The organism is Bacillus sp. SDLI1 (assembly GCF_001553895.1).
Taxonomy (GTDB): Bacteria; Bacillota; Bacilli; order Bacillales; family Bacillaceae; genus Bacillus; species Bacillus siamensis.
Window position 1 is genome coordinate 3487002 of the sequence record NZ_CP013950.1, and the last position, 15682, is coordinate 3502683.

The window sequence follows — 15682 nt, forward strand, 5'->3', positions numbered from 1 at the left end:
AATCCAAAATTAAAATATACACGGAGTTAGCAGGAGGAAAATAAATGAACAACCAAGAAATCGTTCAAAAACTATGGAATTTATGTAATGTGTTACGTGATGATGGGATTACCTATCAGCAATATGTAACAGAGTTAACCTACTTATTATTCCTCAAAATGATGAAGGAGCAAGAAACAGAAGGTGTGATTCCAGAAGGATATCGTTGGGATGATTTGTTAGATAAAGAAGGTTTGGGATTAAAGACATTTTATCAGCGATTGTTACTTGAATTAGGAAGCAGTGAAAATGAGCGGCTGCGTCTAATATACAGTGATGCTTCTACAAGTATTGCTGAGCCGAAAAACTTAGAGAAAATTATTAAATCGATTGATGCGCTTGATTGGTACAATGCAAAAGAAGAAGGACTGGGCAATCTTTATGAAGGATTGTTAGAGAAGAATGCCAGTGAAAAGAAATCGGGAGCGGGGCAATACTTCACACCTCGTGTATTAATTGATGTGATGGTTCAATTAATTGACCCGAAAATTGGTGAGCGGTGTGCTGACCCTGCAGCTGGAACATTCGGTTTCATGATTGCTGCAGACCAATATTTAAAGAATCAAACAGATGACTACTTCGATATAGAACCACAAGAAGCCGAGTTCCAAAAGAAAGAAGCTTTTGTAGGTATGGAACTTGTTAAAGATACGCATCGTCTGGCACTCATGAATGCGTTGCTTCATAATATCGAAGGACGGTTGGAACAAGGCGATACTTTATCGGGTAACGGGAAATGGATGAAGAACTTTGATGTTATTTTAACAAACCCGCCGTTCGGTACAAAAAAAGGCGGGGAACGGGTATCCCGTGACGATTTAACGTTTGAAACATCGAACAAACAGTTGAATTTCTTGCAGTTAATTTATAACGCTTTAAAAGATGATGGAAATGCAAGAGCAGCGGTTGTCTTGCCCGACAACGTGTTGTTCGAAAGCGGTATTGGCGCACAAATTCGTCGTGACTTGATGAACAAATGTAATCTACACACGATTTTACGATTACCAACAGGTATATTCTACGCACAAGGTGTAAAAACAAATGTCTTGTTCTTTACAAGAGGAACAACAGACCAAGATAACACGAAAGATGTCTGGGTATATGATCTTCGGACAAATATGAATTCATTTGGCAAACGTAATCAACTAACAATGGCTCATTTTGAAAACTTCATGAAGGCATATGTAGCTAAAGACCGTTCTAAAATAGAAGATGAGCGTTGGAATGTATTTACACGAGAAGATATCACAAAAAAAGATGATAGTTTAGATATAGGATTAATTGCAGATGAATCATTATCTTCATACGACAACTTGCCAGACCCAATTGCATCAGCAGAAGAAGCGATAGTGAAACTTCAGCAGGCGATGGAATTATTAAGTGAAGTAGTAGAAGAACTTCGAGCAGTGGAAGAAGATGAGGTGGTCGCAAAGTGAGTAAGAAGAAAAAGACCATTGAAGAGTTGTTAGAAGAAGCTTTAGTTCCAAAGGAAGAGCAGACTTATGAAGTTCCTGAGAACTGGGTATATTTCAAATTCACTTCCATATTTGATGTACAAGGTGGCACTCAGCCCCCAAAAAGCCAATTTGTTGATGAAGAGAGAGAAGGATACGTTAGGTTAGTTCAAATTAGGGACTTTTCTTCTGATAAATATAAGACATATATCCCGAATACTCAAAAGCTAAGAAAAATGAAAGAAGAAGATATTCTAATAGCAAGATATGGTGCATCAATTGGAAGGATATTAACAGGACTAAGTGGTGCTTATAATGTCGCTTTGGCAAAAGTCGTTTATCCAAAGGGAAAAGTTGATAAGAAATTTTTATTTTGGCTATTGAAATCTGAACACTTTCAAATTCCTTTAATGGGTATATCTCGTTCTGCACAGTCGGGTTTTAATAAAAATGATTTATCTTATTTTAAAATGCCCTTGCCGCCATTAAATGAACAAAAACGCATTGCTGAGAAAGTGGAGCGTCTTTTAAGTAAAATTGAAGAAGCAAAGCAGTTGATTGAGGAAGCGAAGGAAACGTTTGAACTTCGTCGAGCGGCTATTTTGGATAAGGCGTTTCGTGGGGAATTGACGAGGAAGTGGAGAGGGGAAAATGCCGATATAACTACGGCTAATGAATGGATTGAACAAATAAATCTATTAAAAGAAGGAACAAAAACAAAGTATAAAGACCAATTAGACTCAAGTATTTTAGAAAAGCTATATAAATTGCCAAAAGAATGGAAGTGGGTGCGCTTAAATGACCTAATTGAAGCATCTACATATGGCACATCTGCTAAAACAAATGATGACGTAACTGGAACACCAGTATTAAGAATGGGGAATATTGTTGATGGTTATCTTGAACTAAATAACTTGAAGTATCTCCCGAACAATCATGAAGATGTTTTAAAATATGATTTACAAACTAATGATTTATTATTTAATAGGACAAATAGTTATGAATTAGTTGGTAAAACGTCTGTAATAACAGAAGATGTCTCAGAGAGATTTACATTTGCATCTTATCTAATCAGAGTTCGATTGTTTTATAAAGATTTTTTAGCTAGTTACGTTTCTCATTATATTAATAGCCATGTAGGACGCAAAATACTTCTATCAATGGTTACCCAACAGGTTGGACAAGCTAATATTAACTCACAAAAACTGGCTTCTTTACCGATTCCTTTACCTTCGCAGGAAGAAGTTATGGAAATTACAAACTGGCTTAATAATTATCGAGAACTAGAAAGCAAACAAAAAGAAATGATTCTCGTAGAAGAGAATATTGAAGCACTAAAGCAATCTATCCTCTCTAAAGCATTCCGAGGTGAACTGGGAACAAATGACCCAGGTGAAGAAAGTGCTATTGAATTGCTGAAAGAAGTGCTACAAGAACAAGTAAAATAGTTATAAGAAGGCATCCAAATTAATTGGATGTCTTTTATGGTTGCATACATGCCTAGTTGTGGTATTGGGTATGTTGGTGTCTTGGTTTGATACAGAAACCACTCTCATTCACAAACTGACAATCGGTAAATTTCCGACACGACTCACATTATCAATATGATTTAGCATGGTAAAGTAATAAGAATTGCAGTGAAACCTTATTCAAGTTCTATAATGATATCGATAGCAGAGGGGTAGACTTATAAGTGATATCAAAGAAAAGATACCGCTGCCTTTATTATGTTGTTTTCGATAAGCTATTTGTAAATTTAGAGCGTGCCTTAAGCTTACAGCGGATGGACATTAGTGAGGTGTAAATTTGAAGTTGATAAAATAATTGATTAACATAATGTAAATAAAGTTATTGATCCTAATTTTACATTATGCTATCTTTGATTCATCAGATAAGCACGGAAGAACGATGAACATGAACAATAGCGTATATCAGAGTATCAACAGTTGAACAGAACGAAGCAAGACAAGTTGAAGCAATAAAGAAATGCAAAATAGATAAGGAGTATCAAGAGAAAGTCTCAGCAAAAAATACAGACAGGCCAAAGCTACAAGAGATGTTAGACTTTGCAAGAGAAGGTGATACAATCTATGTTGCAGATTTCTCAAGATTAGCACGATCCACAAAAGACTTGTTAGAGCTAGTCGAACTATTAGAGTCAAAAGGAGTTCAATTAGTATCGATTAAAGAGAATATTGATCCTCAACTGCAACAGGTAGATTGATGTTCAAGATGATTAGTGCTATTAATGATTTTGAACGTGAAAATATGCTTGAGAGACAGCGGGAAGGTATTGCCATAGCCAAAGCCGAAGGGAAATATAAAGGAAGAAAAGAAGTATCAATCCCAGACTTCGGCAAGCATTATCAGTGGTATATGAAACGAGAAGTGTCCAAGACTCAGTTAGCAAAGGAACTAGGATTATCAAGACCAACACTAGATAAACTAATAAAAGAGCATATGCAGTCTGTTGATAAGGGACTCCCATGGGGTCTTTTTTAGTTCGAAGGGTATGGGGGCGTAATTTCCACAGTTTCATGTGGATCATTTGCGGTGAACCCTATGTCGCTTAAGCCACACATCACAAAAAATCGAGACATAATGGAATTCCGTCTTTAGGTATAAGGAAGTTTAAATATGAAATAGCTTCAGTTTTCATTCTTGAAGGGCGGATTACTTTTTTGGACTTACTTTGTGATTGTATTAAGTTTAAGCAGTTGTAATTGTCTGTCGAAACTTAAGGGGGAAAATTCCTGATTGTGGTATAATGAGAATAGTCGGAATATTGAGGTATTGTGGAGGGGAAGAGGATGGCTAGGCTAAGTATTACAAGTTATTTAATTAAAGAGGAATACTATGAATTTAGAGATGTAATCAGAGAAGACATAGAAGTAGAATATTATCAATTAAATGAAGAATTAAACCTAAATGGTATAATCGTTGTAGGATACACTTCAAAAAATTCCCCTCAATGGTTACAGCTATTGCAAAGTGGTTCAAATAGTGACTTGCCTGAGTTACTTAATAGCTCGTCAAGAGCAATATTATTTGTTAGAAGTAATGATCGTATTTTTGCATTCCCTTTTGGATTTGGAAGATACTTATTGAAAGATGAGGCAATTGTTAAGGATTTTGGAATAAAAGTTGTATTGAACAGCGTTGATCCTCAAAAATTGAGAAGTATAGATACAGCGACTATAAGTGAAATGACAATACACTCAAGAACACAAACCAGCAGAACTACAAATGTTAATACATTTGGAATCGATGTTGTTAAAGATTTTCTAAAATCGGTTACTGGCGAGCCGACCAATGAGGACTTTGGAACAATAATTACTGGTAGAGAATCCGTCCAGTTCAGTTATGACTTTGAAGATGACTTCAGGAAATTTGGAGTAATATGTACCATTTTAAAAGAAAAGTATAACAGTGATAGTTATAGAGAGAATTTTAGCTGGGTTGATAATTTACAAATAGTAAATGATAGCGTTCTGAAGAGAGAACTGGATCAGAAGTTGATTGATAATATTAATGTTCGAGAAGAGAACAAATTGCATATAGCACCACCAGAAATTATTGACTGGAACGATATTGGAGGTTTTTCATTTACTGAGCATGGTAATAAAATAAATGACTTGAGTATTGAAGAATATTTCGATTACATCACTAAATTTGACGAATTTGATTTAGAAAAGTTTAAATGTCACTCTGTCTATACTTGGGATAATAGTAATGATAATAGAGTAGCAAAATGGAAGCTATATGACTGTGTAGTATTTGAAACAGTTTATGAAGATGAAATATATGTCCTAACAGTAGGAATTTGGTTCAAGATAAATCATGACTTTGCAACTTCAGTAGAAGAATATGTTAGGAATATACCAACTTCTTCAATTGACTTACCTCCTTGTAAACAAGAGGAAAAAGAAGGGGAATATAATCTAAGAGTTGGACAAGAAGTCACAAATATGATTACCCTCGATACAAAAAATGTTATGTACCAAGGAAGTAAAATTGAAATATGTGATTTAATGAGTAATGAAAAACATCTTATTCATGTGAAACCTTGGAAAAGCTCTTCAACATTAAGTCATTTGTTTTCTCAAGGTAGGGTATCTAGTGAGAGTTTGTTTCAAGACGTTGATTTTAGAAAAGCAAGTAGAGAGAAAATATCAGAAATTAATGAGGGCTATGTTGAATACATTAGTGAGGATCATTATGATCCTTCTGAGATTGAAGTTGTTTATGCAATTATTGACTCTAGTGATAGAGAGCTTCATGAAAGGTTACCATTTTTCTCTAAATTAAATATGATGCAATCTGTAAAGCACTTACGCAATATAAGGTACCATGTAACTCAATTGAAAATCAGAAGAGAAATAGATAATAATGTTGATGCAAACAATGAAGAAGTTGCCGTTGGATAGTAAACTCCCTTTAACAAAAATGGGTGTATACACCCGATTCTCCACGCAATGTGACTTTTCATGAATTATCATTCTACTTTTGTTTTGACTTGTAAACTGAATGTATTTTTGAACCTGCATCTAACCTAGTTCTGATTTAGATTTTTTATTGGGGAAAAGTTCACCTTTATATTAATGAAATATCGATTTTATTTATTATCAAAACCAGCCTTATCTGATTTATGCTTTTGTTGGACAAATAATCAATCTCTATCCCATTCTTTATTACAGTCTGGACATTTCCATTTAATAATCCGATCACCTTCGATACTATTGATACCAATTTTTCGTATGAAATGGGCAGATCCATATACTTTCTGCGATTCTTTAGGAATAGGTTCTCTTTTCAAATCAGCATTGCAATAGGGACAACATTCTTTGTTATCTCTCATGGAATCACTCCTTTAAATAAATACCTTTACCTTTTAATATAGCAGATTTAAGTACAACTGTATTGCCTTTTCAATAGGATTGTTTTTTACTATATGAATGCTTGAATTATAAAGTGTAAGCAAATATAATAGAAATTATGTCAATCGGTCAAAGTTCGGAAAGTGACCGTTATACATGAATGTAAACGAATAGCGATATATAAAGGATAAAGGCCGGATAGAGCAACGGCCTTCTAAGCCGTCGGTCGGGAGTTCGAATCTCTCCTGGGACGTATAATAAAAAACCTCAAGCCCTGACAATGGGTTTGAGGTTTTTTTGTATTTGTTTTTTATTTTATGAAATAAAAGTCCTGTATTTAATGAAAATTGTAAAGAAATTTTAATATAAATGAAACTTAATGAAATATTTACCGTAAGAAATATATGTATAAAGATACTTAAGGCGCCCTTGAGTGATAAAATATCTGATTTCTATTATTTAATTTTGTTAATATTTGATAGAAAGACAGCGGGAGGAATTAGCTTTTGAAGTACGCATTTGCATATAGAAATGACAAGATAGAAACGATCTTTTGCGGAAAAGACGAGCTGTTTGAGGAACTGAAACAATTTTTAATGACTCAATGCGGTTTAATCATTGTTGAGGTTTCAAAGGCTGATTACGATACGGAGCAGGAAATAAATCAATGGAATGACTGTTATACACTGTAAGTAAGAAAAAACCGGCCGTGGGAGACCGGTTTTTATATCATCTGAATCCGCTCGGAGCGCTGAAGCCTCCGGCATGGCCGCTGAAACCGCCCCCGAGCGCGCCGGGATGGGACCCTGCGCCGAGGCTTCCGCCGACATCACTGAAGGTTTGACCGTAGTACCCGCTTGTATAAGGGTATGGGACGAATTGCTGCCCGGCGAATGACAGCGAGCTTTGCGGGGTCTGCTGTCCGTATCCGGATGATGGAAATCCCTGCTGAAAAGAAGGGCCGCCCTGAAACGGAGCTGTATGCATCGGTGCCGGAGGATAATAAGACTGCGGCGGCAGAACCGGTAAAGGCGGAAATCCGGGTGGCAGGCCTTGCATGCCTGATAACATCTTATTCATGACATCACTCATTTCTTCACGAGATAAGAACAGTGTATGCGTATGTCTGTATAAAGAGCCTGTTCAATCTGAACGGAATATCTGACAAGCAGACCGGAAAGAACATGAAAAATTGTGTAATAAAATGTGACATAATCGTATAAGAACGGAAAAATTTCATGTAATCTTGAGAGATTAACAAAAAAATGATAAAAACTTTTAACATTTACAGATCCCTTTGTACCAGTAATGAAAGCGTATACAAAATAGATTGATTAATCTAAATTGTCTAATAATTATAAAAATGCTGTTGACACTGTCTGCAAACGGGCGTAATATGAGTTCAAACAAAAATAAATAAATGATTCACACTAAAAAGAAAAATCATAAAACACTGAAAAACAAACAAATGAGGGTTCTTTTTTTAAATAAAAGAGCTGCCATAATAAAAAGCGCAGAAGAGGATAAGTAGCTTTGCAGAAGTTTTTTACAGAGAGCCGGTAACGCTGAGAGCCGGCAAAAACAAAGCAAAGTGAACTCACCTCAGAGTGCCGGTCTGAAATGTGAAGAGTAGGACTCGGCCGAGTGAACGCAACGTTTACTCGTTATCAAAACGGATAGTAATTTATCCATGAGACGGTCTTCATATGACCGTAAACAAGGGTGGTACCGCGGAAAGCAAAGCCTTTTCGCCCCTTTTGGCTATCGCATGAAATGCTTGGCTGAATGTGGGTGGGAAGGCTTTTTTATTTGCGTCAGCCGGCGCTGCGTTTTATGAATTTGATTTTAGAAGGGAACATTGAAAAGGAGGAACTGAAAATGGGCACAAATGTACAGGCGGATACTACGTCTGCCGATTGTACAAAGACAATGAACGGGGCTCTGATGCTGATTGAATCATTAAAGAAAGAAAAAGTCGAAATGATCTTCGGATATCCGGGGGGAGCCGTTCTTCCGATTTACGATAAGCTTTATCAATCAGGATTGGTTCACATCCTGCCCCGGCACGAGCAAGGCGCGATTCATGCGGCCGAAGGGTATGCGAGAGTCTCAGGGAAGCCGGGGGTTGTCATCGCTACTTCAGGACCCGGAGCGACAAACTTAGTGACCGGTCTTGCGGACGCGATGATTGATTCACTGCCGCTCGTAGTGTTTACAGGCCAGGTGGCCACTTCGGTCATCGGCAGCGACGCTTTCCAGGAAGCCGACATTTTAGGAATTACGATGCCGATTACGAAACACAGCTATCAGGTCCGCCGTCCGGAAGATCTTCCCCGTGTGATCAAAGAGGCTTTCCATATCGCCACGACGGGAAGACCGGGTCCGGTATTAATTGATATTCCGAAGGATGTCGCAGCATTTGAAGGGGAATTCAGATATGATCATGAGATCAATCTTCCGGGTTATCAGCTGGTAAAAGAGCCTAACTATCTGCAGATCCGAAAGCTCGTAGAAGCTGTCAGCAGTGCGAAAAAGCCGGTTATTTTAGCCGGAGCGGGTGTTTTGCACGGTAAAGCTTCAGAAGATTTAAAAAATTATGCCGAACAGCAGCAAATACCGGTAGCCCACACGCTTCTCGGTCTGGGCGGTTTCCCGGCAGATCATCCTCTCTTTCTGGGGATGGCGGGAATGCACGGCACATACACAGCGAATATGGCGCTTTATCACTGTGACTTGCTGATCAGCATCGGAGCTCGGTTCGATGATCGTGTGACAGGAAATCTGAAGCATTTTGCAAAATCGGCCAAAGTGGCGCACATCGATATTGATCCGGCTGAAATCGGAAAAATTATCGAAACGCAGATCCCGGTGGTCGGCGACAGTAAAATCGTCCTTCAGGAACTATTGAAGCAAAACGGAAAACAGGGACAGTCAGATGAATGGAAACAGCAGCTTTCCGAATGGAAAGAAGAATATCCGCTCTGGTATACAGACGACAGTGAAGAGGGCTTAAAACCCCAAAAGCTGATTGAGTATATTCACCAATTCACAAACGGAGAGGCGATTGTGGCGACGGATGTCGGCCAGCACCAGATGTGGGCGGCTCAGTTCTATCCTTTCCGAAAGGCTGATAAGTGGGTGACCTCGGGAGGGCTCGGCACAATGGGCTTCGGCCTTCCGGCGGCTATCGGAGCGCAGCTGGCTGATCGTAACGCCACGGTCGTTGCCATCCTCGGAGACGGCGGTTTTCAGATGACCCTGCAGGAGTTAGATGTCATCCGGCAGCTGAATCTTCCGGTCAAAGTGATTATTTTGAACAATGGATGCCTGGGCATGGTCAGACAGTGGCAGGAAATCTTCTATGAAGAACGCTACTCTGAATCCAAATTCTCAGCGCAGCCTGACTTTGTCAAATTGTCAGAAGCCTACGGCATTAAAGGCATCCGGATTACATCAGAAGAAGAGGCGGAAAAAGAGCTGCAAAAGGCGCTTTCATCAAAAGAGCCGGCCGTTATTGATGTCCGGGTCGCCAAAAGCGAAAAAGTATTCCCGATGATTGCGCCGGGTAAAGGACTTCATGAAATGGTGGGGGTGAAACCTTGAAACGCATTATCACATTAACGGTGGTCAACCGCTCGGGGGTATTAAACCGGATCACCGGCCTGTTTACAAAAAGACACTATAATATCGAAAGCATTACTGTAGGCCATACGGAAACAAGCGGTGTTTCAAGGATTACATTTGTCGTCCATGTGGAAGGCGAAAACGACGTTGAGCAGCTGACAAAGCAGCTTAACAAACAAATTGACGTCCTGAAAGTGACGGATATTACAAACCAATCAATCGTACAGCGTGAGCTTGCACTGATTAAAGTTGTTTCTGCACCGCCGACCAGAACGGAAATCAATGGAATCATTGAGCCGTTCAGAGCTTCCGTCGTTGATGTCTCAAAGGACAGCATCGTCGTTCAGGTCACGGGCGAGTCTGATAAAATCGAAGCCCTTATAGAGCTTCTCAAACCTTACGGCATTAAAGAAATCGCGAGAACAGGCACAACGGCTTTTGCGAGGGGAACCCAGCAAAAGGCGTCATCCAATAAAACAATTTCTATTGTATAACACAAAAAAGGGAGAGATTAAAATGGTAAAAGTATATTATAACGGTGATATCAAAGAGAACGTATTGGCAGGTAAAAAAGTAGCGATTATCGGTTACGGTTCACAGGGTCACGCACATGCGCTGAACTTAAAAGAAAGCGGAATTGATGTCATTGTCGGCGTCAGACAAGGCAAATCATTTACACAGGCCCAAGAAGACGGACATCAAGTATTTTCTGTAAGAGAAGCGGCTGCCCAGGCTGACATCATTATGGTTCTTCTTCCGGATGAACAGCAGCAAAAAGTATATGAAGCTGAAATCAAAGATGAATTGACGGCGGGCAAATCATTGGTATTCGCACACGGATTTAACGTCCATTTCCATCAGATCGTGCCTCCAGCTGATGTAGATGTCTTCCTTGTCGCCCCTAAAGGACCGGGACACCTTGTCAGAAGAACATATGAGCAAGGCGCAGGCGTACCGGCATTGTTTGCCATCTATCAGGATGTATCAGGCGAAGCGAAAGACACGGCTCTTGCTTACGCAAAAGGAATCGGCGGGGCGCGTGCCGGGGTTCTTGAAACAACATTTAAGGAAGAAACGGAAACGGATCTGTTCGGTGAGCAGGCTGTTCTCTGCGGAGGTTTAACAGCGCTTGTCAAAGCAGGTTTTGAAACGCTGACAGAAGCCGGATACCAGCCTGAACTCGCATACTTCGAGTGTCTGCACGAACTGAAATTGATCGTAGACTTAATGTATGAAGAAGGCTTGGCGGGCATGAGATACTCTATCTCCGATACGGCTCAATGGGGAGATTTTGTATCAGGACCGCGCGTAGTCGATGCGAAGGTAAAAGAATCTATGAAACAAGTATTAACGGATATTCAAAACGGTACATTCGCAAAAGAATGGATCGTGGAAAACCAAGTGAACCGTCCTCGCTTCAATGCGATCAATGCAAGTGAAAACGAGCATCAGATTGAAAAGGTCGGCAGACAGCTTCGTGAAATGATGCCGTTTGTCAAACAAGGTAAAAAGAAGGAAGCGGTGGTCTCCGTTGCGCAAAATTAACGTTTTCGACACGACCCTTCGTGACGGTGAACAATCTCCCGGGGTCAACCTTAATGCGCGGGAGAAACTGGCGATAGCCAAGCAGCTTGAAAGACTCGGGGTGGACATTATTGAAGCGGGATTTCCCGCTTCATCCCGAGGTGATTTTTTAGCCGTGCAGGAAATCGCAAGAACGATTAAAAATTGTTCGGTAACAGGGCTTGCCCGTTCTGTCAAAGGTGACATCGACGCAGCCTGGGAAGCGCTGAAAGACGGGGCCAGCCCGCGGATTCACATCTTTATCGCCACCTCAGACATTCATCTGAAGCATAAGCTGAAAATGACGCGGGAAGAGGTTAAGGAAAAAGCGGTTGAAATGGTGAAGTATGCAAAAGAACGCTTCCCGATCGTTCAATGGTCAGCAGAAGACGCATGCCGCACCGAACTTCCTTTTTTGGCTGAAATCGTAGAAGAAGTGATTGATGCCGGCGCGAGCGTCATCAACCTGCCGGACACTGTAGGCTACCTGACGCCGGCGGAATACGGAAACATCTTTAAATATATGAAGGAACACGTTCCGAATATCAGCCGGGTAAAGCTCTCAGCTCATTGCCACGATGATCTCGGAATGGCGGTTGCCAACTCACTTTCGGCAATTGAGAACGGCGCTGATCAAATTGAATGCGCCATTAACGGCATAGGAGAAAGAGCTGGTAACGCCGCGCTTGAAGAAATCGCCGTTGCGCTTCATGTCAGAAATGACGCATATCAAGCTGATTCATCTCTCACTCTTCATGAATTGAAGCGGACGAGTGATCTTGTCAGCAAACTGACGGGCATGGCCGTTCCCCGCAATAAAGCGATCGTCGGAGATAACGCTTTCGCCCATGAGTCGGGTATTCACCAAGACGGTTTCCTGAAAGAAAAATCAACATATGAAATTATTTCACCGGAACTTGTCGGTGTGACAGCGGATGCGCTCGTGCTCGGAAAGCATTCCGGACGCCACGCGTTCAAAGATCGCCTGAATACGCTTGGATTCCAGTTTGATAGTGATGAAATCAATAAATATTTTACGATGTTTAAAGAACTGACCGAAAAGAAAAAAGAAATCACCGATGATGACTTGATTTCTCTTATTTTAGAAGAAAAAGTGACGGACAAAAAAATCGGCTATGAATTTTTGTCTCTGCAAGTGCATTACGGGACGTCTCAGGTGCCCACTGCAACAGTCTCTTTGAAAAATCAGGAAAACGAACAGCTGATGCAAGAGGCGGCAACAGGGGCAGGCAGCATAGAAGCCGTTTATAACACGCTCGGTCGCTGTATTAATAAAGATATTGAACTGATGGATTACCGCATTCAATCCAACCGAAAAGGTGAAGACGCGCTGGCTCAAGTTTATGTCAGAGTGACCGTGAACGGAAAAGAATCATCAGGGCGGGGAATCGCGCATGATGTTTTGGAAGCTTCTGCAAAAGCATATTTGAATGCTGTGAACCGGCAATTGGTGCTGGATTGCAATATAGACGGATTAAAGAGACAGACTGCGGTCGGCTCGTAATAGAAAGGAGAACGTTTGATTTGAAAAAACGTATTGCTTTGCTTCCCGGTGACGGAATCGGACCGGAAGTGGCGGAATCAGCGGCAGCTGTATTGAAAAGCGTTGCCGAACAATTCGGACATGAATTTGAATTTGAAAACGGGCTGATCGGGGGAGCGGCTATTGACGCCCATCAAAACCCCCTTCCTGAGGAGACGGTGGCTCTTTGCGAGAGGTCTGACGCCATCCTGCTCGGTGCAGTCGGCGGACCGAAATGGGACCAAAATCCTCCGGAGCTCAGACCGGAAAAAGGCCTGCTAGGCATCAGAAAAAAACTCGGCCTGTTTGCCAATCTGCGTCCGGTGACCGTATTTGAAAGCCTGTCTGAGGCATCTCCCCTGAAAAAAGAATATATCAGCGGCGTTGACTTTGTAATCGTCAGGGAACTGACGGGCGGCCTTTACTTCGGAGAGCCGAGCAGACAGTATGTCAATGAAGCGGGAGAAAAAGAAGCGGTCGATACCCTCTTTTATAAGAAAGAAGAAATCGAACGCGTTGTCAGAGAAGCCTTTAAAATGGCTGCCGGCAGAAAAGGAAAAGTGACGTCAGTTGATAAGGCGAATGTGCTTTCCTCAAGCAGGCTGTGGCGTGAAACGGCAGATGAAATCGCAAAAGAATTTCCTGATGTGACGCTTGAACATATGCTTGTCGATAATGCTGCGATGCAGCTCATCTATGCTCCGAACCAGTTTGACGTCATCGTAACTGAAAACATGTTCGGCGATATTTTAAGTGATGAAGCCTCCATGCTGACAGGTTCGCTCGGCATGCTGCCGTCAGCCAGTCTATCAAGTTCAGGTCTTCACTTGTTTGAACCGGTGCATGGATCTGCGCCTGACATTGCCGGTAAAGGGATGGCCAATCCGTTTGCGGCGATTTTATCAGCGGCGATGCTTTTGAGAACATCTTTCGGGCTTGAAAACGAAGCGCAGGCGGTAGAAAAGGCGGTCGCAAAGGTGCTTGCAGACGGCATCCGTACACGTGATATCGCCCGGGACGGCCAATATGCCGGAACGCATGACATTACTGAAAAAGTAAAAGCCGCAATAGCCGGCGCGAATACAAAATCTATAGTATGACGCTTAAAGAAAGCGGTCTTAGTTCATAGGTAGAGGGAGGAAACAAAGATGATGCCTCGAACAATCATCGAAAAGATTTGGGATCGGCATGTTGTAAAAAGCGGTGAAGGAAAACCCGACCTTCTCTATATTGATTTGCACTTAATTCATGAGGTGACGTCTCCTCAGGCGTTTGAAGGATTAAGGCAGAAGGGAAGAAAAGTCAGACGGCCGCAGAATACATTCGCGACGATGGATCACAATATTCCGACCGTCAACCGTTTTGACATTAAAGATGAAGTCGCAAAGCGCCAAGTAACCGCGCTTGAAAGAAATTGCGAGGAGTTCGGCGTCCGTCTTGCGGATCTTCACAGCGCAGACCAGGGGATCGTTCACGTAGTCGGACCTGAGCTTGGTCTGACACTTCCGGGGAAAACAATCGTTTGCGGAGACAGTCATACATCGACTCACGGCGCATTCGGGGCGCTTGCCTTCGGTATCGGCACAAGTGAGGTGGAGCATGTTCTCTCCACACAGACACTCTGGCAGCAGCGGCCGAAAACGCTTGAAATCCGCGTTGACGGAACGCTCCAAAAAGGAGTGACCGCAAAGGATGTCATCTTGTCGGTCATCGGAAAATACGGGGTGAGATTCGGTACCGGATATGTCATTGAATACACCGGGGAAGTATTCAGAAACATGTCTATGGACGAACGCATGACGGTCTGCAATATGTCAATAGAAGCGGGAGCCCGTGCGGGACTGATCGCTCCTGATGAAACGACGATTGAATACTGTAAAAACCGTAAATACGCGCCAAAAGGCGAGGAATTTGAAAAAGCCGCGGCAGAATGGGAAGCGTTAAAAACCGATCCGGGCGCCGTATACGATCATTCCATCGTGTTAGACGGCAGCGAGATTTCTCCAATGGTAACTTGGGGCATCAACCCAGGCATGGTTCTTCCGGTCGATGCCCAAATACCTGCGCCGGAAACCATTGATTCTGAAGACGGTAAAAAAGAAGCCATCCGTGCCTACGAATACATGGGGATTGAACCGAATCAAAAAGTTGAAGATATTAAAGTCGAGCATGTGTTTATCGGCTCCTGTACAAATTCGCGGATGACCGACCTTCGCCAGGCTGCTGATATGATCAAAGGCCGAAAAGTCGCCGACAGCGTCAGAGCCATTGTGGTGCCGGGCTCTCAAAGCGTGAAACAGCAGGCGGAGGAAGAAGGGCTGCACCATGTGTTTCTTGAAGCGGGCTTTGAATGGAGAGAATCAGGCTGCAGCATGTGCCTCAGTATGAACAATGATGTCGTGCCTGAAGGGGAGCGATGCGCTTCCACTTCCAACCGCAACTTCGAAGGCAGACAGGGAAAAGGCGCGAGAACACACCTTGTCAGTCCTGCAATGGCGGCAATGGCAGCCATTCACGGGCATTTCGTCGATGTAAGAAAGTTTTATCAAGAAAAAACAGTTGTGTAAGGAGTGTGCGAAAAG

At 42.0% G+C, this 15682-nt stretch carries 13 protein-coding genes, 1 pseudogene and 1 other annotated feature; of the genes and pseudogenes, 12 read left to right on the plus strand and 2 right to left on the minus strand.

The genetic code is table 11. From position 1 onward, the window contains the following. Nucleotides 1-44 precede the first annotated feature (44 nt). The 5 genes and pseudogenes from AUL54_RS17080 (at nucleotide 45) to AUL54_RS17095 (ending at nucleotide 5920) form a co-directional block, all read left to right on the plus strand. Entirely contained in the window at nucleotides 45-1475 is a 1431-nt protein-coding gene (locus tag AUL54_RS17080; protein WP_060964618.1) for a class I SAM-dependent DNA methyltransferase, read from the plus strand. Further along, complete coding sequence (locus AUL54_RS17085) at nucleotides 1472-2941, plus strand: restriction endonuclease subunit S (protein ID WP_060964619.1); 1470 nt, start codon at nucleotides 1472-1474, stop codon at nucleotides 2939-2941. The genes AUL54_RS17080 and AUL54_RS17085 overlap by 4 nt, the downstream gene beginning before the upstream one ends. A gap of 530 nt (nucleotides 2942-3471) precedes the next feature. Then, nucleotides 3472-3755 (plus strand): annotated as a pseudogene (locus AUL54_RS21980) (recombinase family protein); the annotation flags it as partial. Nucleotides 3756-3869: 114 nt separating this feature from the next. Further along, nucleotides 3870-3995, plus strand: coding sequence for a helix-turn-helix domain-containing protein (locus AUL54_RS21985; protein ID WP_420913153.1), 126 nt, complete (start codon nucleotides 3870-3872; stop codon nucleotides 3993-3995). Between the two features lie 308 nt (nucleotides 3996-4303). Continuing rightward, nucleotides 4304-5920: a DUF6119 family protein gene (locus tag AUL54_RS17095; protein WP_060964620.1), complete on the plus strand. Its 1617-nt coding sequence runs from the start codon at nucleotides 4304-4306 to the stop codon at nucleotides 5918-5920. Nucleotides 5921-6162: 242 nt separating this feature from the next. Here the strand turns inward: AUL54_RS17095 and AUL54_RS17100 are convergent, their stop codons facing one another. Continuing rightward, nucleotides 6163-6351: a hypothetical protein gene (locus AUL54_RS17100; protein ID WP_060964621.1), complete on the minus strand. Its 189-nt coding sequence runs from the start codon at nucleotides 6349-6351 to the stop codon at nucleotides 6163-6165. A gap of 525 nt (nucleotides 6352-6876) precedes the next feature. On the opposite strand from AUL54_RS17100, the gene AUL54_RS17105 reads away from it, so the two are divergent. Beyond that, nucleotides 6877-7062, plus strand: coding sequence for a hypothetical protein (locus AUL54_RS17105; protein WP_060964622.1), 186 nt, complete (start codon nucleotides 6877-6879; stop codon nucleotides 7060-7062). Nucleotides 7063-7099: 37 nt separating this feature from the next. Here AUL54_RS17105 and AUL54_RS17110 read toward each other — a convergent pair whose 3' ends face one another. Continuing rightward, the gene (locus AUL54_RS17110) at nucleotides 7100-7450 is read right to left on the minus strand and encodes a hypothetical protein (RefSeq protein WP_060964623.1); all 351 of its coding nucleotides are present in this window, start codon (nucleotides 7448-7450) and stop codon (nucleotides 7100-7102) included. A 425-nt stretch (nucleotides 7451-7875) separates the two neighbouring features. Continuing rightward, nucleotides 7876-8129, plus strand: a binding site (T-box leader). 119 nt (nucleotides 8130-8248) lie between these two features. Between AUL54_RS17110 and ilvB the strand changes: the two genes are divergently transcribed. Genes ilvB through leuC form a run of 6 tightly spaced genes read left to right on the plus strand, consistent with a single transcriptional unit; the run spans nucleotide 8249 to nucleotide 15667 of the window. Beyond that, nucleotides 8249-9973: an acetolactate synthase large subunit gene (ilvB, locus tag AUL54_RS17120; protein ID WP_060965128.1), complete on the plus strand. Its 1725-nt coding sequence runs from the start codon at nucleotides 8249-8251 to the stop codon at nucleotides 9971-9973. Beyond that, nucleotides 9970-10488 carry an acetolactate synthase small subunit gene (gene ilvN / locus AUL54_RS17125; protein WP_016938753.1) on the plus strand — a complete coding sequence of 173 codons (519 nt, stop codon included), beginning with the start codon at nucleotides 9970-9972 and terminating at the stop codon, nucleotides 10486-10488. The genes ilvB and ilvN overlap by 4 nt, the downstream gene beginning before the upstream one ends. Nucleotides 10489-10510: 22 nt before the next feature. Beyond that, the gene (gene ilvC / locus AUL54_RS17130; RefSeq protein WP_007408142.1) at nucleotides 10511-11539 is read left to right on the plus strand and encodes a ketol-acid reductoisomerase; all 1029 of its coding nucleotides are present in this window, start codon (nucleotides 10511-10513) and stop codon (nucleotides 11537-11539) included. Beyond that, nucleotides 11526-13082 carry a 2-isopropylmalate synthase gene (locus AUL54_RS17135; RefSeq protein ID WP_060964624.1) on the plus strand — a complete coding sequence of 519 codons (1557 nt, stop codon included), beginning with the start codon at nucleotides 11526-11528 and terminating at the stop codon, nucleotides 13080-13082. Before ilvC ends, AUL54_RS17135 begins: the two co-directional genes overlap by 14 nt. Before the next feature lie 20 nt (nucleotides 13083-13102). Beyond that, nucleotides 13103-14200: a 3-isopropylmalate dehydrogenase gene (gene leuB / locus AUL54_RS17140; protein WP_060964625.1), complete on the plus strand. Its 1098-nt coding sequence runs from the start codon at nucleotides 13103-13105 to the stop codon at nucleotides 14198-14200. Between the two features lie 48 nt (nucleotides 14201-14248). Next, complete coding sequence (gene leuC / locus AUL54_RS17145; RefSeq protein WP_060964626.1) at nucleotides 14249-15667, plus strand: 3-isopropylmalate dehydratase large subunit; 1419 nt, start codon at nucleotides 14249-14251, stop codon at nucleotides 15665-15667. Nucleotides 15668-15682: the final 15 nt, after the last annotated feature.